Consider the following 20,147-nt stretch of genomic DNA (forward strand, 5'->3'; position numbering starts at 1 on the left):
AAAATCGGGACAATGACCGACGCCCCCTCCGACGCTGCACCCGACCTCGGACCGGGCGTCGACCCCGAAGATCTCGCCACCACGCTGCGCGTGCTGCGCGAGCTGCACCGGATCGACAACGAGCACCCCGATTTCATCGCGGTACGCCAGGCCACCGCGGCGATGTTCAAAGACGTGAAGCGGGTGCGCCGCAAGCAGATCCGTGACGCGATCGCCGAGGCCGACAAGGCCGTGGTGGCCCGCACCGCCACGGGTGCCCCCGACCGCATCGACGATGAGACCCGTGGCAACGATCTCGCCACCAGCGTCGTCGACGCCCCGATCGCGGGCGAGCTGCTGAAGCCTCGCAACTGCTACATCTGCAAGCAGCCGTACACACAGGTCGACGCTTTCTACCACCAGCTCTGCCCGGACTGCGCCCGCTTCAGCCACGGCAAGCGCAACGCCCGCACCGACCTCACCGGCAAGCGCGCCCTGCTCACGGGTGGCCGCGCGAAGATCGGCATGCACATCGCGCTGCGGCTGCTGCGTGACGGCGCGCACACCACGATCACGACCCGCTTCCCGCGAGACGCCGTGCGGCGCTTCTCGGCCCTGCCCGACTCGGCCGACTGGCTGCACCGCCTGCGCGTGGTCGGCATCGACCTGCGCGACCCTGCTCAGGTGATCGGCTTGGCGGACTCGGTCGCCGCTCAGGGCCCGCTCGACATCCTCATCAACAACGCCGCACAGACCGTACGCCGCTCGCCGGGTGCTTACTCCCTGTTGGCGGATGCCGAGCTGCAGCCCCTCCCCGACGGGCCCCTGCCCGAGATGGAGACCTTCGGGCACACGGCCGACCCGCACCCGCAGGCGCTGCAGGCCTCGGTCGACGCGCATCCGCTGCTCTCGGTCGCGGCCCTCGGCGGCACGGTCGCCGAGCAGGGTGGTCAGGCACTCACGGCCGAAGATCTCGCGCGCCTCGCGATGGCGCCCGGATCGTCGTCGCTCGAGAAGCATGCCGACGGCACCGCGATCGACGCCGGCGGCCTCGTGCCCGACGTGAACCGCGTCAACAGCTGGGTGCAGTCGATCGAGCAGGTCGATCCGCTCGAGATGCTCGAGGTGCAGCTCGCCAACACGACAGCGCCGTTCCTGCTGATCAGCCGTCTGCGCGCTTCGATGGCCGCGTCCGATGCGCACCGCAAGTACGTGGTCAACGTCTCGGCGATGGAGGGACAGTTCTCCCGCCGCTACAAGGGCCCTGGCCACCCGCACACGAACATGGCCAAGGCTGCGCTCAACATGCTCACCCGCACGAGCGCGGGGGAGATGCTCGAGAAGGACGGCATTCTGATGACCGCCGTCGACACCGGATGGATCACCGACGAGCGCCCGCACTACACGAAGGTGCGCCTCGCCGAGGAGGGCTTCCACGCCCCGCTCGACCTGGTCGACGGTGCCGCCCGCGTGTACGACCCGATCGTGCGCGGTGAGGCCGGGGAGGACATCCACGGCGTGTTCCTGAAGGACTACGAGCCCAGCCCCTGGTGACTCCGAAGGTGCGCGCTCGATAGCATCGACCCGTGGATCTGATCTCGGGCGCGGCCAACGTCGTCGGCATCGCCGGCGCTGCTGCGCCCCTCATGCGTCGTGGAGCAGTCGAGCGCGAGGTTCACGAATGTCTCACCCGGGCGCTGACGCAGGGCTTCGCCGAACAGGGTCTCGACAACGACCGAGGCGCGAGCGCCTCCCTCGTCGCTGATGCGGTCAAACCGAAGCGGGCATACTCGCTCCTCGCTCAGCACGACGAGCAGCTCGCGGCGCCCGACCGCGTGGAACGGTGGTCTCGGGTGCTGCAGGAGGTCATCCCCGCCCTCGACGTGCTCGATGATCGAGCGGTCGACATCCCCCGTCTCGCGCGGCAGACCGCGCGTCTGCTGGCGACCGAGATCGACGTGGCGGCCCGACGGCCGGGGAGCGACCTCGCGATGGTACTGCTGCTCGCTCGGTCGGCCCAGACCGCGGCGACGCCGGCGGACACGCGATCCGGTGCGCCGGAGGAGCAGTCGACGTTCGTCCGGTCTTCTTCTGGTGCGGTCTCCAACATCGCGACGCTCCCGTTGAGCGAGCAACCGGTGCCGCGCCCGGAGCAGGGCATCGTGGAGAAGCGCCTCTCCGAACATCGCATCGCCGTCATCGCGGGCGGGCCGGGCGCCGGCAAGAGCGTCCTCGCGGAGATGACCGCGCACGCGCAGGGCACGCGCGACCCGCGTGACCTGCTGTGGTGGGTGAACGCGAAGACCCCGCAACATCTCATCGAGTCATGTGAGGAGATGCTGCTGGAGTTCGGCGAGCAGCCGACGGGAGACCTTCCGATGCAGGTCAGGGCGGTGCTCGCCCGCGTCGAGACGTGGCTCGTCGTCGTCGACGATGCACCGGAGTTCGACGCCATCCGCACGATGATCCCCGCGGAGCATGCGGGCGGCGTGGTTCTGGTGACGACGCGCTCGGCCGCGTCGTTCCCCCGGTACGCGGTCGTGCAGCTCGACACAGCGGAAGACGCCACGCTGCGCGAGATCGCCCGCCGGCGACTTCCGGAGGTGGTGTCGGAAAGGGACATGGACGAGCTGCTCGGTGCCTGTGCCGAGAACCCCCTGATCGTGTCCACGGCGTGCGGGTACCTGGCGGAGACGGGCATCTCCATTCCTTCGATGGTCGCCCTGATGCGATCGAGCCCTACACGCGTCCTTGCTGGAGGGTCGGCGCACTCCGGCTTCGTCGGCGTCCTGTCGGCGGTGCGGGACAATGCCCGCGAACCGCTCAGCTGGGACCTGCTCGTCGCGGTGGCCGTCAGCGGCGGCACCGGTGTGCCCAGGCAGCTGTTCGAGGAGGCGTTCGGAGGGGGCGCCGATGCCTCGACGCGGGTCGACGGCGCCTTCCGCGAGCTCATCGGTATCGGTGTCGTGCGCATTCGCGATTCGCTCGTCCAGAGTCATGCCCTCACGGCTACGGTCGTGGTCGACCTCGCCGAACCGGTGCTGCGGGCCGAATCTGCCGGTCTGCTCATCGAGGCGATTCTGAGCCTCGTCGAGGTCCCCGGCCGGCGGCTGCTCCCCGGCCTTGCCGCAGTGATCGATGCTGTGGAGTCTTCGTTGCCGCCCGCGCATCCGTCCCGTGTCCTGGCGAGGATCCTGCTCGCCGAACGTCTCGCGGAGCAGGGGCTGAGTCAGAGCGCCTACCGGCAGATGGAGATCGCGCGAGCGGTTCCGTTCGTGAGCGGGAGTCCGGATGTTCAGCAAGTCATCCTGCAATCGGAGGCGCGCGTGCATCTGCTCGCCGGCGATTCCGTCGGGGCGAAGCGCGCTGCGGAACGTGTCGCGGCGGATTCGACTGCGCCACGCGCGCTCCGGGCGGCAGCGCACGTGACCCTGGCCTGGGCTGCGGATGCACTCGGAGACCGTGCGGGAGCCCAGGCCAGCATCGCTGAGACGCTGCGTCTCGTGCCGGATGAGCCCGGCGTGCAGGCGTTGCACGATCACTTCTTCATCCTGGACGCTCCCGCCACCGAACGCGTGGACCGTTACCTGACGCTCGCCGAGGAGTCGACCGAGGAGATGCGCGGCCATTTCCTCACGATGGCCTCGCGCAGCTGCATCGACGCAGGCCGACCCGCCGATGCCGTCGCGATCGCGCAGCGCGCCGTGAGCGTAGACCGCGCGGTCGGGGGCGAACGCAGCCTGCACGTCGCTCGCGACCTCAACGATCTCGGCATGGCGCTGATCGCCCACGGACAGCTCGCAGAGGCGGCGGCCGCTCTCGAGGAGTCGATCCAGATCTATCGCGAGGAACACGAGGCGCACAGCCACGTCGCGTTGCCGCTCCTTCATCTCGGCCGAGTGCTCACGCAGCGCGCCCGGGAGACGGACCCGCCGGATGCGGATCTCGTCGCGAAGGCTCGCGGAACTCTGGACGAGGCGATCGCACTCCAGCGCCTTGCGGCGCCGGACAGCGATGATCACGCCAGCCTTCTTTACGCACGCGGAGACGTCCTCTTGCTCTCCGGTGACAACGAGGGCGCGCTGGAGGCATTTCTCGAAGCTGCTCGGATCGATCGAGATGTCTACGGCGACGGACATCCAGAGGTCGGCATCGACGTGGCAAGGGTGATGGACACCCAGCTGATGATGGGTGACCCGGCCGCGGCGCTCCGTTCTCTCGAAACGGTGCGAACCTCTCTGCAGGCGTGGGAGCAGCACCACTCCGACCTCGTGCTCCGCATACTCTGCATGCAGGTGCTGGCGCGGTACGCGCTGTCCGCGGGGCTCGACGCGGAGGCCATCGAGACCGTCGGGCGGATCGAGGTCCTGTCGACCAGACCGGAGATCGCGGACGATCCTCGGTCGTTGGCCGAGAGCATCATCGCCTGGGCGCGGCGCGGGGGTCGGTAGGGTTCGCGTCAGTGAGCGCGCTCGGCGAGGTTCGCCGAGGCCCACTGCCCCAGCTGGTTCAGGATCGGCAGGAGTCCTTCCCCCGCTGGCGTGAGCGCGTACGACACGGTCACCGGCGGGCCGGCCTCGACCGTGCGCGCGACGAGTCCGGCGTCGGCGAGTTCGGCCAGGCGATCGGAGAGCACGGTGTCGCTGATGCCGTCAACGGCGCGGCGCAGCGAGACGAAGGTCATGGGTCCGCCCCCGAGCGACGACACGATCATGCCGTTCCACCGCTTCCCGAGCACGCTGAAGGCCAGTGTGACGGCGGCGTCGCACACCTGACGCCCTTCGGCGGTCCCGGACATCCCCCCATCCTACCCGTGCTACGTTAACCGATGTCGCTAAGAAAAACAGAGCGACTACGAAAACGAGAGGTAGGCCCATGTCCCTGTTCCGCCTGGATGCCAGCATCCTTCCCGCGTCGTCCGCCAGCCGTGCGCTCGCCGACATCGTCGAGGCCGAGTGGACCGCGTCGCACCCCGATTCGACCGTCTTCCGTCGCGATCTGGCGAGCGACCCCGTGCCCGCGACCGCGTGGGCGGATGCCGTGACGGGTGGATTCGTCGACGAGGCCCAGCGGACCCCTGCGCAGAACGAGGCTCGCGCCCTCGCGACGCAGTTCGCCGACGAGCTCATCGGCGCCGACGCTCTGCTGTTCGCGGTGCCGCTCTACAACTACGGCGTCTCGCAGCACTTCAAGACCTGGTTCGATCTCGCCTACACCGACGCACGCATCGATCCGACCGGCACCGCGTTGAACGGCAAGCCGGCGACCCTGGTCACCGTGCTCGGCGGCAACTACGCGCCCGGTTCGCCCAAGGAGGGCTGGGACCACTCGACCGGCTGGCTGCGACGCGTGCTCGAAGACGTCTGGGGTCTCGATCTGCGCGTCGTGCAGCGTCCGTTCACGCTGGTCGGCGTCAACCCGGCGCTCGACGCGTTCGCCGACACCGCGCGCGAGCTCAAGGAGAACGCCGAAGCCGACGCCCGCACCTACGGCCGCGAGCTCGCCGCGACACGCGACCCGCGGGTGGCCTGAGCCCCGTCTTCGAATCGCGCAAATGGTTCCTTCTGGGCCCCGCATCCGACCGTTTGCGCGATTCGAAACACCTGCGGACAGTCAGCCGGGAAGGCCCGTCGGGTAGGGGTGCGGCAGCCACACGGTCACGATCAGACCGCCGTCCGTCCGCGGGGTGAGGACGAGCGTGCCGTTGTGCGCCTGCGTGATGCGGTCGACGATCGCAAGGCCGAGCCCCGCCCCCGCATGGTCGTCGCCGCGGGTGCGCTCCGCCCCGCGCTGGAACGGCTCGACAAGGGTGGCGACCTGATGTGCAGGCAACTGTTCACCGGTGTTCTCCACGACCAGCGCGACCGCGTGCGGCATCGAGTGCGTGCGCACGGCAACGGCCCCGCCGGTCGGAAGGTTGTGCACGATAGCGTTGAGGACGAGGTTCATGACCAGCTGCGGCAGCAGCGCCGCCGACCCGAGCACCGACGCGGGGACGCCGCCGACCTCCAGTGCGACTCCTCGACGGTCGGCGAGGGGAACCAGCGCCTCGACGGCCTCCTCGGCGAGAAGGGAGAGATCGACGATCTCGCGCGGGAACGTCCGGCGATCCGCCCGGCTCAGCAGCAGCAGCGCCTCCGTGAGGTCGATCGCACGCGTGTTCACCCGCTGCAGTCGGGCGATCAGCTCGTCCACGTCGCGGTCCGGGTCGTCACGGGCGACCTCGAGCAGCGCCTGCGAGATCGCGAGGGGAGTGCGCAGCTCGTGCGAGGCGTTCGCGGCGAACCGCTGCTGCTCGGCGACGTGGGCTTCGAGCTGCTCGAGCATCGAGTCGAAGACATCGGCCAGATCGCGGAACTCGTCGCGAGGGCCGGGCAGCGCGATCCGGTGCGAGAGCGAGCCCTGCGCCGCCAGTCGCGCAGCGTCGCCGATGCGTTCCAGAGGTGCCAGCATGCGTCCGGCCAGCAGCCATCCGCCGCCGAGCCCGATGGCCAGCAGTGCCACCATGACCGTCGAGGCGACCGGCACGAACGCCCTGATCAGGTCGGAGCGGTTGGGAACGCGGATGTCCGCGGAGATCTGCACGTCGGGCACGTAGCGCAGCAGGTACAGGGCCACCGCGGCGAGCAGCAGCAGTCCGGAGACCACCACGATGCCCGCATAGCTGAGGGTGAGCTTGAGGCGAGCGCTCATCCCACGGCGCCTAGGCATCGGCATCCGTTCCGATCCGGTATCCGACACCCGGCACGGTGAGGATGATCCACGGCTCGCCCAGGCGTTTGCGCAGCGAGGAGACCGTGATGCGCACGGCGTTCGTGAACGGGTCGGCGTTCTCGTCCCAGGCGCGCTCGAGCAGCTCCTCCGCGCTGACGACACCGCCCTCGGCGTCGACGAGCACCTCCAGCACGGCGAACTGCTTGCGGGTGAGCGCCACGTAGCGGTCGTCGCGGTACACCTCCCGGCGGAACGGATCGAGGCGAAGGCCGGAGACCTCCAGCACGGGAGGCCGACTGCGCTGGCGGCGACGGTCGAGGGCCCGCAGACGCAGCACCAGCTCGCGCATCTCGAACGGCTTGGTGAGGTAGTCGTCCGCACCGATCTCGAAGCCGCTCGCCTTGTCGTCGAGGCGGTCGGCTGCGGTGAGCATGAGGATGGGGATGCCGCTTCCCGACGCGACGATCCAGCGGGCGATGTCGTCGCCGGAGGGCCCGGGCACGTCGCGGTCGAGCACGGCGAGGTCGTAGGAGTTGATGCTCAGCAGCTCCAGCGCCGTGTCGCCGTGGCCCGCGATATCGGCCGCGATCGCCTCGAGGCGCAGCCCATCGCGGATCGCCTCGGCGAGGTAGGGCTCGTCCTCGACGATCAGCACACGCATGGCAGCGATCCTACGCACCCCGGCATATCGCGAGCATATGGAAAAGCGCATACGCCCTGGCAACCGGCTCCCTTCTTCACTGGGAGCATGAACACCAACAGCTCGTCCCTCCCGCTGCGGGCACGTCGTCGCCGTCGGGCCGCCGGCGCCGTGGTCGCGCTCGCCGCCGCCGTGATCCTGGCGTTCGCGGTGCAGCAGTCGTTGTCCGTGGCTTTCGCCGACACGGCGAAGACGTTCCCCACGCCCGTGCCGACCCCGGTGCCCGACGAGGTGCAGCCCGTCGACGTGCCGGGCGACGCCGACGGAGCGATTCGTGACGGGGATCAGCCCACGGTGTTCGACGTGGACCGCGTCGCGGTCGGCAACCTCGACCCCGCGCTGCTCGACGCCCTGCAGCGGGCGGCCTCGGATGCCGAGCGCGACGGCATCACGTTCCTGGTGAACAGCGGATGGCGCTCGCCGGGGCTGCAGGAACGGATGCTCCAGGACGCGATCGTCGATTACGGCTCGGAGGACGAAGCGCGGCGATGGGTGGCGACACCGCAGACGTCGGCGCACGTGTCTGGCGACGCCGTGGATGTCGGTCCGCTGCCCACGCTCGACTGGCTCGCCCAGCACGGCTCCGACTACGGACTGTGCCAGACCTACGCGAACGAGTCATGGCACTACGAGCTGCGCCCCGAGGCGATCGATCAGGGGTGCCCCGAGATGTATGCCGATCCCACCGAAGACCCGAGGATGCAGCGATGACCACCATGACCGCCCCTCGTCCCGCGATCGCCTCGCGCCTGCACGCGCCGACGCTGACCACGCTCCACGACGCCGTCGCCGAGAACCTCCGGATCGTCAGGGCGGCGACTCCGGTGCCGATCATGGCCGTCGTGAAGGCCGACGGCTACGGGCACGGTGCCGTCGTCGTGGCAACGGCTGCGGTCGCGGCGGGCGCCGAGTGGCTCGGGGTGACGCAGGTCGCCGACGGCGTCGCACTCCGCGACGCCGGACTCGCGGTGCCCATCCTCTCCTGGCTGAACCCGGCGGGTATCGACGCCGAGGCGGCGGCGGAGCATCGCATCGACATCGCGGTGGGCTCGGCCGAAGAGCTTCGCCAGCTGAGTGCTGAGACGTCGGGCCCGGTCAGGGTGCACCTGCATCTGGACACCGGGATGGCCCGCGGCGGGTCTCCGCTGGACGAGTGGCCCGAGCTGTTCCGACTGGCGCGCGCCGGCAGAGGGCGGATCGAGGTCGTGGGGGTCATGGGTCATCTACCGCGTTCCGACGAAGGGGATCCGGGCGCGAACGCGGCGGCCGTGCTGCGCATGCGGCAGGGCAGGGATGCGGTCCTGCGTGCCGGCCTCGGACCGGTGCTCGTGCATCTGGCGGCGACGTCGGGGGCGCTGACCGATCCCGCGACCCATTTCGGGATGGTGCGGATCGGCGCAGGACTCGTCGGGATCGACCCCTCGGAGACGACGCCACTGATCGGGGCTTCACGATGGACCGCGCCCGTCGTGCATGGGGCTCTCGCCCCGGCGGGCACGGCTGTCGGGTATGCGGGAACGCATGTCAGCCGTGCGGAGACGCACCTCGCGGTGGTGGGCGTCGGCTACGCGGATGGGATCCCGCGAGAGCTCGCGCCGGGCGCCGGCGTCGAGATCGGCGGCGTGCGGTATCCGATCGTCGGACGGGTGTCGATGGATCAGATCGTGGTGGACACGGGTGCCGCGCTGTTCCCGCGCGGGACGATCGCGACCGTGTTCGGGCCGGACGGGGGCGCGGTGCCCTCGGTGCAGGAGTGGGCGCGGTGGGCGGGGACGATCCCCCACACCATCGTCACCGGGATCGGAGCGCGAGTGCGGAGGAGCGCGGCATGACGAGGGTGCTGGTCATCGGGGGAGGGCAGAACGCCGAGCACGACGTGTCGTTGGCGTCGGCGGCCGCGGTCGGTGCAGCCCTGCGGCTGGGCGGTCACGAGGTGACGTGCGTGACCATCGATCGAGACGGCATCTGGCGCGTCGACGGGCGCCCGAACGGGGGATCCGCCGCCGAGTCGCTGGCGCTCGCGCTTCCGCTGCTCACTCGCACGGACGTGGTCTTCCCGGCCGTACACGGTGCGCTCGGCGAGGACGGGGCGCTGGCGGCTCTCTGCGCCCTCGCCGGAGTGCGCGTGGTGGGCTCGGGGCTGCGCGCCGGTGCGATCGGCATGGACAAATGGACGACGAAGCTGGTGGCGGACGCGGTGGGGATCGGCACCGCCCGCGGGCGGCTGATCACGGCGGACGACATCGGGGATGTGGAGTTCGACGGCGAGGTCGTGGTGAAACCGGTCTCGGCGGGGTCGAGCCACGGCGTGAGTCTCGTGACCCAGGAGGAGGATCTGCTCGCCGCGCTGCACGAGGCCGCGCGCTTCGACCGGCGCATCCTCGTCGAGGAGGTCGTCAGGGCGCGCGAGATCGACGTGGCAGTGCTGCGCGAGAAGGGGGGCATCCGGTGGGCGGCTCCGCCGCTGGAGATCCACGCGACCGGTCTCTTCGACACGGCGACGAAGTACGACGGAAGTGCGCGTTTCACGGTGCCGGCGCAGCTCGACGCGGGCGAGGCGGCGGCCCTCAAGCGCGCTGCGATCGCGATGTTCGACGCCCTGGGGTGCGACGGCGTCGCGCGGATGGACTTCTTCCTCACGGACAGGGGTCCCCTGCTGAACGAGGTGAACACGATGCCGGGGCTGACCGCGGCGTCGCAGGTGCCGCGGATGTTCGCCGCGGCGGGAGTGGATTACGTCGACCTGGTCGGCAGGCTCGTGCGCGCCGCGGGGTGAGAGGGAGCCGAGAAGGCATCGACAAGCGCGCCGAGGAGGCGGATGCTGGAGCCATGGCAGCTTTCACAGCGGACAACGCGTTCAGCGGATTCAGCGTCGACGACATCGACGCGGCGGAGGATTTCTACGGCGCGACGCTCGGGCTCGACGTCGAGCGCAACGCGATGGGGTTCCTCGACCTGCGCCTGCCCCGTGGCGGCTCGATCCTCGTGTACCCGAAGCCGAACCACACCCCGGCGAGCTTCACGATCCTGAACTTCCCGGTGGCGGATGTCGACGCCGCCGTGGACGAGCTCATCGCCCGGGGCGTCCAGACGAAGATCTACAGCGACGAGGAGTTCCCCTCCGACGAGCGCGGCATCGTCCGCGGGAACGGGCGGGGGCCGGACATCGCGTGGTTCCGCGACCCCGCGGGCAACGTCCTCGCCGTCATGCAGGCCTAGCGCGGAGACTGCGCCCCCGGGAGCACAAGAGCTTCCCGGGGGTGCAGCCACGCGGGGGTGCGGGCGGGGGAAGTGATGCTCAGTCGAAGACGACGTCCGGGTGGAGACCCTCGGCGATCAGCCGCACGGCCGAGACGTTCCCGAGTGTGCCGGGGAACAGGTCGGTCGACGGCACCGCGATCAGTCGACCGTCGCGCACGGCGGGCATGTCGGGGAACGTCGCGGCGAGGTAGGAGCGGACGGCCGCCTCGTGCGCGGGGTCGGACACCGCGAAGACGATCGCGTCCGGTGCCTCTGACGCGAGCGACTCCGGGGTGATCTCGGCGGCGAAGAAGTCGGCGAACGCGGGATCGTCCGGCGTGAAGACGTTGTCGGCACCGGCGCGCTTCAGGATGTCGTACTCGATGCCGGCACCGATCGCGGTGAGGGTCGTGCCCTCCACGAAGACCTGGGCGACGCGGGGGCGATCCTTGCCCTCGAGCGCCGCATCGACGGTCGCGAGCTCGGCCTTGGACGACTCGATCAGGTCGTTCGCCTCGTCCTCGACGTGGAAGATCTCGCCGAGGTTCTCGAGGTCGATGAAGAGGTCGTCGACCGTGCCCTCCATGCGCCGGTCGAAGCATCCGCCGGTCGCGGTGTACGCGGCGACGCCGGCCTCGGAGAGCTGCTCGATGCTGGCGAAGCCCTGCTCCGCGGTGAACTCGTAGGTGGTCGGCGAGTAGACGAAGTCGGGTTCGACGGCGAGCAGTTCCTCCCGGCTGGGCGGTGCGTCTCCGCCGATGACGGGCACATCGGCCGCGAGGTCTGCGACGTCGCTCGGCAGCTCGTCCGCGGTGGCCTGCGCCTGTCCGACGAGCGAATCGGCGAGGCCCAGGCGCAGCAGCAGCTCGGTCTGCGAGGGGTGCAGTCCGACGACGGCCGTCGGCGTGGCCGGGATCTCGACCGTGCGGCCGCAGTTCTCGATGCTGATCGCCTCTCCGGAGGAGGCGGGCGCTGCTCCCGTGGAGACTCCGCTCCCGCAGGCGGTGAGGGCGATCGCGCCGAGGCCGACGGAGACGGCGGCGAGCAGGCGGGTGGGTCGGGTACGTGGTGTCATTCTTCTTCTCCTAGGTGAGGGGTCGGGGTTGTCTGGGGTGGAAGGTCATCGCGCGTGCTCCTGTGTCGACCTCGACGGCGATGCGGGCGGTCACATGGAAGACCTCGTCGACGAGCGTGGGGGTGAGCACGGTGTCCGGAGCGCCGAAGGCGACGATCCTGCCCTCGTCGATCACCGCGACGTCATCGCAGAACGCGGCGGCGATGTTGAGATCGTGGAGGGCGGCGATCACGGTCGTGCCGAGTCCGCTCACCACACGCATGAGATCGAGCTGGTGCGCGATGTCGAGGTGGTTCGTCGGTTCATCCAGCACGAGGATCTCGCCGCTCTGCGCGAGGGCTCTGGCGAGCATCACCCGCTGGCGCTGACCGCCCGAGAGTCGACGCACCAGCCGGTCGCCGAGATCGTGCACGTCCGCGGTGCGCAGGGCCTGGTCGACGATGCGCTGATCCTCCGGGGTGTCCCGGCTGAACGGCGGACGGTGGGGTGAGCGGCCCACCAGCACCGTCTCGCGCACGGTCAGATCGAACTCGGACGGGGCGTCCTGGAGCATGACGGACACGGTGCGCGCGAGCGTACGCGGCGGCAGCTGCGAGACGTCGACCCCGTCGATCAGGACACGCCCCCGCTGCGGACGCTGACCCGTGAACAGGGTGCGCAGCAGGGTGGATTTGCCGCTGCCGTTCGGGCCGAGGAGCCCCACGATGCGGCCTGTGCCGACCTCGAGGTCGACCCCGTGCAGCACCGTGCGGCCACCGCGGGCGACACTCACGCCGTCGAAGTGCACGCTCATCGGTCGAACCCCGCCCGATCGCCTCCGCTGCGCATCAACCACAGGAAGAACGGAGCCCCGACGAAGGCGGTGAGGATGCCGAGCGGGATCTCGGTGGGCATCGCGACCGTCCGTGCGAGCAGGTCGGCGACCATCAGGAACAGTGCACCGCCGAGGATCGTGATGGGCAGCATCCGCCGATGGTCGGAGCCCACGAGGAGTCGGGCCATGTGCGGCACGACGAGCCCGACGAATCCGATGCCGCCGCTCACGGCGACGATCGCTCCGGTCAGCAGCGAGGCGAGCACGAGCAGCACGCCGCGCACCCGGGTCGTGCGCACTCCGACGGCCATCGCCGACTCGTCGCCCGCGAGCAGCGCGTTCATGGAGCGGGAGAGTCCGAACACCGCGATGCAGGCGATCGCGAGCGCGACCGCAGGGATCAAGAGCGTCGACATGTCGGCGGCCGACACGCTCCCGAGCAGGAAGAACATCACGCTCACCACGTTCTGGGCGTCGGTGGTGAGGGTGAGGTAGCTGGTCACCGCGCTCAGCAGGGCGCCCAGCGCGACCCCGGCGAGGATCATCCTGGTCGGGGACAGCTCTCCGCGGATGCGCGCGAGCATGGCCACCAGGAGGCAGGCGACCATCGCCCCCACGAACGCCGCACCGCTCATCGACAGACCGAGGAAGGTGGCACCGCCCGAGACGATCACCAGCACGGCGCCGACGCTCGCGCCCGAGGAGACGCCGAGGATGTAAGGCTCGGCGAGGGGATTACGCACGACGGCCTGCATCATCGCTCCGGCGAGAGCCAGTCCCGCTCCCGAGAGTGCGGCCAGGAGCGACCGGGGCACCCGGAACTGCCACACGGCCTGGTCCTGCAGCGGGGTGAGCGTTCCGTCCGTCATCCAGGGCATGCCGGGGATCAGGTGGCCGATCACGATCTTGGCGGCATCGAGGGGGGAGACGGCGACGGGGCCGGTGGCTGCGGAGACCACGAGGACGAGAACGGCGAGCACGGCGATCGTCGTCACGGTCGGGCCTACCGGGAGCACCCGTCGACTTCCTCTGCGGGGCAGAGTGCGCTGTTCGCTCGGCTGCCGTCGGAAGGGCAGGCGTCTGGCGCGTCGTTCGGTGAGAACGGCCGTCGAATCGCTCATCGGGTGCCTCCGGTCGTGCTGCCTGACGCGATGCGCTTCGTGGCCGTGACCGTGACCGATGCTGCGAAGTCGAGCAATGCGAGGCCGAGGTCGTGCAGGGCGACGGACTCGTTCGCGCCGTGGCCTGCCCCCGCTGCCGTCCATGAGCGGGCCGAGCCGCCCGTTCGACGCAGCGACTCGACCATCCGATGCGTGTCGCGTGCGAGGACCCTGGTGTCTTCGCCGAGCACCACTCCCAGGTAGGAGGGGACCGGCGCACCGACCGGAAGCGACTCGGCGCGTGCGAGCGGAGACAGCGCGCCGAGCCGGGCACGGGACGCGGGTGTGCCGTCGTCGCCGAACTCTGCACGCCAGCTCGACCCGAGCGGATGATCGTCGAGGGCGAGCAGGTCGAGCGGGGCCGCTGTGGTCACGAACCCCGCGCACAGCTCCGGATGTTCGAGCGCGCACGCGGCGGCGACGACCCCGCCCAGCGAGGCCCCGGCGAGGACGAGCAGATCCGGGCGGGTGACACCGGCCGCGATGAGACCGCGGGCGACGTCGGCGAGGTCGGCGACCGTGCGGCGCTTGCGCTCGCCGTATCCTGCCTGGCGCCAGGCCTCACCGCGCTCGCCTCCGCCACGGAGCTGTGCGGAGGCGTAGGCACCTCCGAACCCGACCCATGCGGGCACGGTCGGTTCGAACACGGGCAGGTGCGGCACGCCGAAGCCGCCGTAGCAGGTGAGGATCAGCGGCAGCGGGCCCGTCGTCCCCGCGGCCGGGATCCCCTCCGCGGCACTCGGCGACGTCACGTGCACCGTGAGGGTCGCGCCGTCGCCGGCCGGGATGTCGTGGCGCACGGTGGTCGCGCGGGAGGAGGAGGGCGGCAGGATCGTGGTGCCGAGCTGTGCGCGCTCGACGATGCGGAGTGGCGTGAGGGGGCCTTCGACGCCCAGGCGCAGTACGCCGTCGTCGACGCCGATCATCGTCGTGGTGAGCACATCGGCGTCGGAGGAGGCAGGTTCTGTGCGGCCGACCTCGATGCCGTCGTCGAGGTCGATGAGCACGCTCCGCCCTTCCGTGACGGCGAGCACCACCACCCGGTCGTCCTGCACCGCGACGTCGACGATCCGTACATCGGGGTCGTGCCAGTGCCAGGGCGCGCGGTCATCTGCCGCATCGGCTGCGGCGTCGATCAGCACGGCATCCAGACCCCGGTCATGCCATACGAGCACCCCGGTGCCGAGTCGCCAGGCGCGGAACAGCGCGGACCACCGTCCCAGCGGCGTCCCCGTCGCCCGGTCGGTCAGAGTGGTTCCCGCACCGGCGGAGCTGAGGGCGCGCAGGCCGCTCTCTCCTCCGGGGAACAGTCGCAGCCGGCCCTCGCTCGGCAGGGGAGCCACCTCTGTCTCGCCCGTCTCCACGTCGAGGGTCACGAGCCGGCGGTCGCGGCTGGCGACCACGTCGAGGCTCCGCGAATCGGCCGCCCAGAGCACGGTGTCGTACCGGAGACGGATGTCGGGGTGGAGGCGCAGTGTGCCGGCGGCGACATCGACGAGGCCGAAGACGGCATTCTCGTCGGCGGTGGGTGCCCATTCCACCGCGATGCGGCTGCCGTCGGGGGAGGGGAAGATGCGATGGAGGTGGCCGTCCGGCTCGATCACGGTCGAGCCGTCGAGGCGATGGATGCCGCGGCGGCTGCGGTCGGCGGCCCGCCCCAGGGTGAAGCCGCCGACCGGGAGCCCCGGCCGACCGTGGCGTTCGGCGCGCGCGAGGGCATCGTCGAGCACGGCCCGATGCGCGCTCATCGGCCCACCAGGTCGTCGACGCGGTCGCCATCGGACGCCCAGAGCAGATGCCCGCCCTCGTCGAGCGGGGTGGGGAGCTCGACCGTCGAGATCTCGGTTCCGTCGAGGAGGAGGATCGTGCCGTCGCCACCGCTGGTGACCGCGATCGTGCCGCCGACGGGGTCGATCGCGATGGACCGGCGCTGCGCGGGGCGACCGTCGACGCCGTCCCACGGCAGCCGTCCGGCGCGAGGGGGATGCGTCATCGCCGGGATCGGCACGACCCGGGAGACACGTGCCTCCTCGCGATCGATCACGAGCACCGCGTCTCCGTCGGGGTGGATGACCGAGACGGCCGCAACACCCGCAGCCAGCGCGAACCGGAACGCGAGCCCCGGCGGCAGCGGCACGGCGCGGGAGGTTCCGGATGCGAGGTCGATCTCGACGAAGGTGTTCGTCCATTCCGGCCACGATCCCGGCGAGGCCGGCCCCCCGCGCACGATCCCCGTCACCCGCCCGGTGTCACCGGCGAGACGCAGGTAGTACGCCCGTCCGTCGACGGGCCAGGGGACGATGCCGATGGCCCGGGGCGCACCGCCGTCGACGACGAAGCGCTCGAGGCCGCGGCTCGTCGCGATGCCGAGGATGCCGGAGGCGGGGTCGATCACGTCGCCGTGGCCGTCTGCGGCGAGGTCGGTGAGGAGGCCTCCGCGGAGTACCGGCGCGTGGGGGCCGACCGCGAGCGCCGCGGCGAGGGGGATCGTTTCGACGGCTCCCGGTTCGCGGTGACGGAGCACGATCGTCGGTTCGCCCGAGGCCTGGTCGGGAGCCACGACGACCCCGGGTTCGCCGACACGGGCGCGGAACCGCGTGGACGAGTCGGTCGCGAGATCCACGACGGTCACCAGGTCGCTCCAGGCTTCGTCGTTCATGCCCAGGCCGGAGGTGACGACCACGTGACGACCGGACGGGTCGCAGGCGAGGTGCTCGGCGGGGATGGCGATCGGGATGCGTCGTACGGTGCCGCCGCCGACGACCAGAGCGCCGCCGCGGTCGTCGGCGAACGCCCAGCGGTCGTTCGCGCCGGAGGGCAGGCGGAGGAATCCGGCGTGCTCGGCGAGCCAGCTGTCGGCCACCGCGACACGCCGGGAGTCGCCATGAATCTCGAAGACGGTCCCGGCCCGGTGATCAGCGGCGAGGAGGGGGAGGGAGGAAGGCATGTTCGCCAGACTAGTAGATATTGAGAATCATTATCAATTAGGGTCGATCTCGTCCCACCGTGGACCCGCCCCGCACACCGCGGGTCGGAAACTCACTGAAGGAGAACGAAATGGAAAAGCAGATCCTCGCCGAGATCGAAGAGTCCGAGCAGCTGGCGCACCTGTCGGCATCGCACTCCAACGCACTGGTCGAGAACCCCTTCGACTGATCGCGGATCCTTCCGCCGCGCTTTCGAGCGCACTCCAGTCCGGCCGGGCGTTCGCGCCCGGCCGGGCCCTTCACCGAGAGACTCCATGACTTCCGAATCCCGCATCCTGCCGCTCCCCGACTCGGGAGCCCATCTCGTCCTCGGCGCAGACGGTCGCCCCCGGATCCGCCTGCGCACCGGACGGTTCGCCCTGATCGACGCACCACCCGCCGAGCTGTTCGACGCCCTCGAGACTCCGGACGGTGGTTCGGACGGTGCGGCCTCCGCGCTCCTCGACCGCCTGATGCTCGAGGTGCAGGAGCGCGAGTCGGTGGACGCGCTCCGCCGCTGGCCGGACGAGCGCCGCGACGTCTGCGTGCTGGGAGCAGGCGCGTTGGTCGACGGGCTCGAACGCGTCCTCCAGTCCTGGGGTGCGCGGGTCACCGTCCTCGATCCGGAGTCCGCACTGCCCGATGACACCTCCCTCGTCGTCGCCTACGCCGACGACGCGCTCGACCGCCGTCGGTGGTCCGACCTCGACATGCTTCCCCTGCAGGGTGTCGCCTGGCTGCGTGTGCACCGCGAGGGCGAGAGCATCCTGATCGATCCGCTCGCGCTCGACGAGCACGACCCGACCTCGGCCCAGGTATCAGCGCGACGGCTGGCCGCGAGCAGCGCGCCGGCTTCGACCGAGGCATGGCAGAAGTCCGGGCCTGCCCCGGCCACGCCCGTCGACGACGCGACCGCGGTGCTCGTGCTCGCCCGGCTGCTGCAGGTGATCCTCACCTGGGCGCGAGCCGACGCCGACCTCGACCACCTGCGCACGACCCTGTGGAAGCTGGTGCCGTCGACCGGAGCGGTCACCGAGCACACGGTGCTCCCCTTCCCCGCGGCACCGCCGAGGCTGCTCCGATGACCCCGCCGCGCGATGCCCGTCCTCATATCGTCGTCGCCGATGACGGCGCCCTGCTGCGCGGATGGGCCTGGTCGCCCGCAGAGACGCGAGGCGTGGTGGTCATCCGCACTCCCTACGGGGCCTGGCGCCACGCCGACACCGCGCGGGCGTGGGTGAGGCGCGGCTACCGCTGCGTGATCCACGACGTGCGCGGCCGACACTCGTCCGACGGCGAATGGCACCCCTACCTCTCCGAGCGTGCAGACGGCCGCGCGGTGGTCGATGCTGTCAGGGCCGAGAGCCCCGGGCTGCCGCTCGTGCTCTCCGGCGGGTCGTATGCCGCCCACACCGCGCTCGAGGCGGCGAGGTCGGTCGACGTCGATGCACTCGTGCTCCTCGTTCCGGCTCTCGGGCTCGCCGAGACCGCGTGGGACGAGAACGGGCGACCACACCTGCGAGACCGGATCGGGTGGTGGCACCAGCACGGTCGCGGGGCGCGTTCCCTTCCCCCGCTGAGCGATGAGGAGCTCGAGGCCAGGGTGGCGCGGGCATCCGAGGTCGGCGTGCACCGGGCCGCTGCGGAATGGGGGTGGTCGCGGGAGGTGCTCTCCGGCTGGCGTCGCCTGTGGTCAGCGCCCGCCGTCGATCTGCACCGTGCATACGGCGACCTCCGCGTACCCCTGCTGCTCATCCGCGGCGACCACGACTTCTTCTTCACGGATGCGGGCCGGCTCGCCGATGCCTGGCGTGGGCCGCTGCACCTGGTCGACGGGCCCTGGGGCCACCGGCTCGCCGCCGACATCGACGATGACGACGTCCGCTCCCGACTGCGCAGGGCGGGCGGCATCGGCGGGGTGCTGGACACCTGGCTCACCGAGACCGGTCTGCCGTCGGCGGGAACAGCGTCGGCATCCGAGCCCGCAGGCGTCGATCGGCATCCGACCCGCCGCACCAGATCGGCCTTCGAGCCCGAGACCGGTCGCTGGCGCTACGAGAGGACAGCATGAACGCGCACGACACCCCGAATCACCGCACCGCTCGAGCGACCCTGCCTGCCCAGGCGCTCGTCGACGCGGAGGCCGGCATCATCCGCTCCGTGCGCGAGGTTCCGCATCCGATCGGCGCTCCGCACCGGTATCTGGCTCTCACCGCATCAGTGGCCGATGCCCGCCTGCTCGGCGAATGGCCCGCTGATCGGGTCTCGCTCGGCACCTCGTTCGGAGACCCCGCACAGGCGCGCATCGCGGCCATCGGCGAAGGCGTGGAGCGGTACTGCGGCAACTGGCTGCCCGACGTGCTGCCGCCGCACGACCTCCGCGTCGCCTCAGCGGAAGAACTGCGCGCCGACGGGGAGACCGTCATCGACGATGCGGATCTTCCGCGCTTCGCCGATTGGCAGCTCTCCCGTCCGGGCTTCCCCTATCAGCGGCTGGAGGCGTCCACGCCGACGCTGTGGGCGCGCTGCGACGATCTCGACGGGGGCTCGGTGTGGATGCCGGATTCCCTCGTGCACCTGAACTGGCGGCAATCCCGCTTCCGCTCCCTGCCCCGCACGCATCATCTCAACTACGCCGGCATCGCCACGGGGGCGGGTTTCGACGATGCGCGCGACCGCGGGGTGATCGAGGTGATCGAGCGGGATGCGCTCGAGGTGTGGTGGCACCTCGACGGGCCGACGTTCGGCATCGACCCTGCGACGGTCCCGGGCCTCCTCGACGATCTGGAGGGGAGCAGCCTGCGTGTGTGGCTGGTCGCCATGCCGTCGGAATTCGCCCCGGCGATCGGTGCTCTCGTGCACGATCCGGAGCGCGGCCTCTATGCCGCGGGGTTCTCGGCCGCACTCGATCCTGCACGTGCCGCACGGAAGGCCGTGCTGGAAGCCGTGCACACCTGGATCTACACGCAGGGCTGCACGACGGCGGACGGATGGGTGTTCCGCGCCGTCGCCGAGGGATTGATGGCCAAGGGACTCACCCTCGAGTTCCGTGCGGACGCCGACTACACGACCGCGGCCGGAGTCGAGTTCGAGAAGGTGATCGACCTCGGCGCACACGTGCAGGTCTGGCTGGACCCGACCGTGCACGGAGAGGCGCGCCGGTTCCAGGATCCGGTGCAGGGAGTACTCCCGTTGAGCGCAGTGGAACCGGTGACGATGGACGAGGTCCATGCGCGCCTGGCTGATCGCGGCCACCGCGTGCTCACGCGCGACCTCACGACCTCCGACGTGCGGCGCACCGACCTGCGCGTGGTGCGCTCGATCGTGACGGGGCTGGTCCCCAACGCACCGGCGGCGTTCTCGTACCTCGGCATGCCCCGGTTCCGAGAGGCGGCGCAGGAGCGCGGCTGGCGGACGACCTGGAGCGGCGGACCGGAGGACTTCACGCTCCTCCCGGCCCCGCACATGTGAGGCCGACCATGGCGCAGAGCTTGCGGGA

The 20,147-nt window shown here is 70.7% G+C and carries 19 protein-coding genes; 11 read left to right on the plus strand and 8 right to left on the minus strand.

Annotation, left to right across the window (positions count from 1 at the left end):
* Window positions 1–12: 12 nt before the first annotated feature.
* Complete coding sequence (locus ILP86_RS15775) at window positions 13–1,533, plus strand: SDR family NAD(P)-dependent oxidoreductase (protein WP_113681690.1); 1,521 nt, start codon at window positions 13–15, stop codon at window positions 1,531–1,533.
* Between the two features lie 32 nt (window positions 1,534–1,565).
* The gene (locus ILP86_RS15780) at window positions 1,566–4,430 is read left to right on the plus strand and encodes a tetratricopeptide repeat protein (RefSeq protein WP_193762408.1); all 2,865 of its coding nucleotides are present in this window, start codon (window positions 1,566–1,568) and stop codon (window positions 4,428–4,430) included.
* 8 nt (window positions 4,431–4,438) lie between these two features.
* Here ILP86_RS15780 and ILP86_RS15785 read toward each other — a convergent pair whose 3' ends face one another.
* Window positions 4,439–4,777: a helix-turn-helix domain-containing protein gene (locus ILP86_RS15785; RefSeq protein WP_113681692.1), complete on the minus strand. Its 339-nt coding sequence runs from the start codon at window positions 4,775–4,777 to the stop codon at window positions 4,439–4,441.
* Window positions 4,778–4,854: 77 nt separating this feature from the next.
* Between ILP86_RS15785 and ILP86_RS15790 the strand changes: the two genes are divergently transcribed.
* The gene (locus tag ILP86_RS15790) at window positions 4,855–5,511 is read left to right on the plus strand and encodes an FMN-dependent NADH-azoreductase (RefSeq protein WP_046746906.1); all 657 of its coding nucleotides are present in this window, start codon (window positions 4,855–4,857) and stop codon (window positions 5,509–5,511) included.
* A gap of 81 nt (window positions 5,512–5,592) precedes the next feature.
* On the opposite strand, the gene ILP86_RS15795 is transcribed toward ILP86_RS15790, so the two are convergent.
* Window positions 5,593–6,672 (minus strand): HAMP domain-containing sensor histidine kinase, encoded by a 1,080-nt coding sequence (locus tag ILP86_RS15795; RefSeq protein ID WP_046746905.1) that lies wholly within the window; start codon window positions 6,670–6,672, stop codon window positions 5,593–5,595.
* A 10-nt stretch (window positions 6,673–6,682) separates the two neighbouring features.
* A complete protein-coding gene (locus ILP86_RS15800; RefSeq protein ID WP_046746904.1) occupies window positions 6,683–7,354 on the minus strand; it encodes a response regulator transcription factor in 672 nt (223 codons plus the stop codon).
* An 87-nt stretch (window positions 7,355–7,441) separates the two neighbouring features.
* Here ILP86_RS15800 and ILP86_RS15805 point away from each other — a divergent pair, with 87 nt between their 5' ends.
* From ILP86_RS15805 to ILP86_RS15820, 4 genes are read left to right on the plus strand one after another with little or no spacing between them, the layout of a single operon-like run.
* The gene (locus ILP86_RS15805; protein WP_113681694.1) at window positions 7,442–8,104 is read left to right on the plus strand and encodes a M15 family metallopeptidase; all 663 of its coding nucleotides are present in this window, start codon (window positions 7,442–7,444) and stop codon (window positions 8,102–8,104) included.
* The gene (alr, locus tag ILP86_RS15810) at window positions 8,101–9,225 is read left to right on the plus strand and encodes an alanine racemase (RefSeq protein WP_193762409.1); all 1,125 of its coding nucleotides are present in this window, start codon (window positions 8,101–8,103) and stop codon (window positions 9,223–9,225) included. Before ILP86_RS15805 ends, alr begins: the two co-directional genes overlap by 4 nt.
* Complete coding sequence (locus tag ILP86_RS15815) at window positions 9,222–10,169, plus strand: D-alanine--D-alanine ligase (protein ID WP_061018644.1); 948 nt, start codon at window positions 9,222–9,224, stop codon at window positions 10,167–10,169. The genes alr and ILP86_RS15815 overlap by 4 nt, the downstream gene beginning before the upstream one ends.
* Window positions 10,170–10,222: 53 nt before the next feature.
* Window positions 10,223–10,612 carry a VOC family protein gene (locus tag ILP86_RS15820; RefSeq protein ID WP_193762410.1) on the plus strand — a complete coding sequence of 130 codons (390 nt, stop codon included), beginning with the start codon at window positions 10,223–10,225 and terminating at the stop codon, window positions 10,610–10,612.
* A 79-nt stretch (window positions 10,613–10,691) separates the two neighbouring features.
* Here the strand turns inward: ILP86_RS15820 and ILP86_RS15825 are convergent, their stop codons facing one another.
* Genes ILP86_RS15825 through ILP86_RS15845 form a run of 5 tightly spaced genes read right to left on the minus strand, consistent with a single transcriptional unit; the run spans window position 10,692 to window position 16,629 of the window.
* A complete protein-coding gene (locus ILP86_RS15825) occupies window positions 10,692–11,708 on the minus strand; it encodes an ABC transporter substrate-binding protein (RefSeq protein WP_046746898.1) in 1,017 nt (338 codons plus the stop codon).
* Window positions 11,709–11,718: 10 nt separating this feature from the next.
* Window positions 11,719–12,501, minus strand: a complete 783-nt coding sequence (locus ILP86_RS15830; protein WP_193762411.1) for an ABC transporter ATP-binding protein — start codon at window positions 12,499–12,501, stop codon at window positions 11,719–11,721.
* Entirely contained in the window at window positions 12,498–13,643 is a 1,146-nt protein-coding gene (locus tag ILP86_RS15835) for an iron ABC transporter permease (protein ID WP_197077665.1), read from the minus strand. Before ILP86_RS15835 ends, ILP86_RS15830 begins: the two co-directional genes overlap by 4 nt.
* Window positions 13,640–15,430 (minus strand): prolyl oligopeptidase family serine peptidase, encoded by a 1,791-nt coding sequence (locus ILP86_RS15840; RefSeq protein WP_193762412.1) that lies wholly within the window; start codon window positions 15,428–15,430, stop codon window positions 13,640–13,642. The genes ILP86_RS15835 and ILP86_RS15840 overlap by 4 nt, the downstream gene beginning before the upstream one ends.
* The gene (locus ILP86_RS15845) at window positions 15,427–16,629 is read right to left on the minus strand and encodes a hypothetical protein (protein ID WP_193762413.1); all 1,203 of its coding nucleotides are present in this window, start codon (window positions 16,627–16,629) and stop codon (window positions 15,427–15,429) included. The genes ILP86_RS15840 and ILP86_RS15845 overlap by 4 nt, the downstream gene beginning before the upstream one ends.
* Window positions 16,630–16,739: 110 nt before the next feature.
* Here ILP86_RS15845 and amiA point away from each other — a divergent pair, with 110 nt between their 5' ends.
* The 4 genes from amiA to ILP86_RS15860 all read left to right on the plus strand — a co-directional run bounded on the left by amiA (window position 16,740) and on the right by ILP86_RS15860 (window position 20,119).
* Window positions 16,740–16,838: a streptamidine family RiPP gene (gene amiA, locus ILP86_RS19830; protein WP_017831216.1), complete on the plus strand. Its 99-nt coding sequence runs from the start codon at window positions 16,740–16,742 to the stop codon at window positions 16,836–16,838.
* 85 nt (window positions 16,839–16,923) lie between these two features.
* Window positions 16,924–17,733, plus strand: coding sequence for a hypothetical protein (locus tag ILP86_RS15850; RefSeq protein WP_141370776.1), 810 nt, complete (start codon window positions 16,924–16,926; stop codon window positions 17,731–17,733).
* A complete protein-coding gene (locus ILP86_RS15855) occupies window positions 17,730–18,719 on the plus strand; it encodes a CocE/NonD family hydrolase (protein ID WP_058632034.1) in 990 nt (329 codons plus the stop codon). Before ILP86_RS15850 ends, ILP86_RS15855 begins: the two co-directional genes overlap by 4 nt.
* Complete coding sequence (locus tag ILP86_RS15860; RefSeq protein WP_193762414.1) at window positions 18,716–20,119, plus strand: YcaO-like family protein; 1,404 nt, start codon at window positions 18,716–18,718, stop codon at window positions 20,117–20,119. Before ILP86_RS15855 ends, ILP86_RS15860 begins: the two co-directional genes overlap by 4 nt.
* Window positions 20,120–20,147: the final 28 nt, after the last annotated feature.

This window comes from Microbacterium sp. R1 (assembly GCF_015159725.1).
Classification (GTDB): Bacteria; Actinomycetota; Actinomycetes; order Actinomycetales; family Microbacteriaceae; genus Microbacterium; species Microbacterium oxydans.

What these genes read in the sequence shown, in the direction of transcription:
- ILP86_RS15775 (WP_113681690.1), top strand. Translation starts at nt 13, where the DNA reads ATGACCGACGCCCCCTCCGACGCTGCACCCGACCTCGGACCGGGCGTC.
- ILP86_RS15785 (WP_113681692.1), bottom strand. Translation starts at nt 4,777, where the DNA reads ATGTCCGGGACCGCCGAAGGGCGTCAGGTGTGCGACGCCGCCGTCACA.
- ILP86_RS15790 (WP_046746906.1), top strand. Translation starts at nt 4,855, where the DNA reads ATGTCCCTGTTCCGCCTGGATGCCAGCATCCTTCCCGCGTCGTCCGCC.
- ILP86_RS15795 (WP_046746905.1), bottom strand. Translation starts at nt 6,672, where the DNA reads ATGAGCGCTCGCCTCAAGCTCACCCTCAGCTATGCGGGCATCGTGGTG.
- ILP86_RS15800 (WP_046746904.1), bottom strand. Translation starts at nt 7,354, where the DNA reads ATGCGTGTGCTGATCGTCGAGGACGAGCCCTACCTCGCCGAGGCGATC.
- ILP86_RS15805 (WP_113681694.1), top strand. Translation starts at nt 7,442, where the DNA reads ATGAACACCAACAGCTCGTCCCTCCCGCTGCGGGCACGTCGTCGCCGT.
- alr (WP_193762409.1), top strand. Translation starts at nt 8,101, where the DNA reads ATGACCACCATGACCGCCCCTCGTCCCGCGATCGCCTCGCGCCTGCAC.
- ILP86_RS15815 (WP_061018644.1), top strand. Translation starts at nt 9,222, where the DNA reads ATGACGAGGGTGCTGGTCATCGGGGGAGGGCAGAACGCCGAGCACGAC.
- ILP86_RS15820 (WP_193762410.1), top strand. Translation starts at nt 10,223, where the DNA reads ATGGCAGCTTTCACAGCGGACAACGCGTTCAGCGGATTCAGCGTCGAC.
- ILP86_RS15825 (WP_046746898.1), bottom strand. Translation starts at nt 11,708, where the DNA reads ATGACACCACGTACCCGACCCACCCGCCTGCTCGCCGCCGTCTCCGTC.
- ILP86_RS15830 (WP_193762411.1), bottom strand. Translation starts at nt 12,501, where the DNA reads ATGAGCGTGCACTTCGACGGCGTGAGTGTCGCCCGCGGTGGCCGCACG.
- ILP86_RS15835 (WP_197077665.1), bottom strand. Translation starts at nt 13,643, where the DNA reads ATGAGCGATTCGACGGCCGTTCTCACCGAACGACGCGCCAGACGCCTG.
- ILP86_RS15840 (WP_193762412.1), bottom strand. Translation starts at nt 15,430, where the DNA reads ATGAGCGCGCATCGGGCCGTGCTCGACGATGCCCTCGCGCGCGCCGAA.
- ILP86_RS15845 (WP_193762413.1), bottom strand. Translation starts at nt 16,629, where the DNA reads ATGCCTTCCTCCCTCCCCCTCCTCGCCGCTGATCACCGGGCCGGGACC.
- amiA (WP_017831216.1), top strand. Translation starts at nt 16,740, where the DNA reads ATGGAAAAGCAGATCCTCGCCGAGATCGAAGAGTCCGAGCAGCTGGCG.
- ILP86_RS15850 (WP_141370776.1), top strand. Translation starts at nt 16,924, where the DNA reads ATGACTTCCGAATCCCGCATCCTGCCGCTCCCCGACTCGGGAGCCCAT.
- ILP86_RS15855 (WP_058632034.1), top strand. Translation starts at nt 17,730, where the DNA reads ATGACCCCGCCGCGCGATGCCCGTCCTCATATCGTCGTCGCCGATGAC.
- ILP86_RS15860 (WP_193762414.1), top strand. Translation starts at nt 18,716, where the DNA reads ATGAACGCGCACGACACCCCGAATCACCGCACCGCTCGAGCGACCCTG.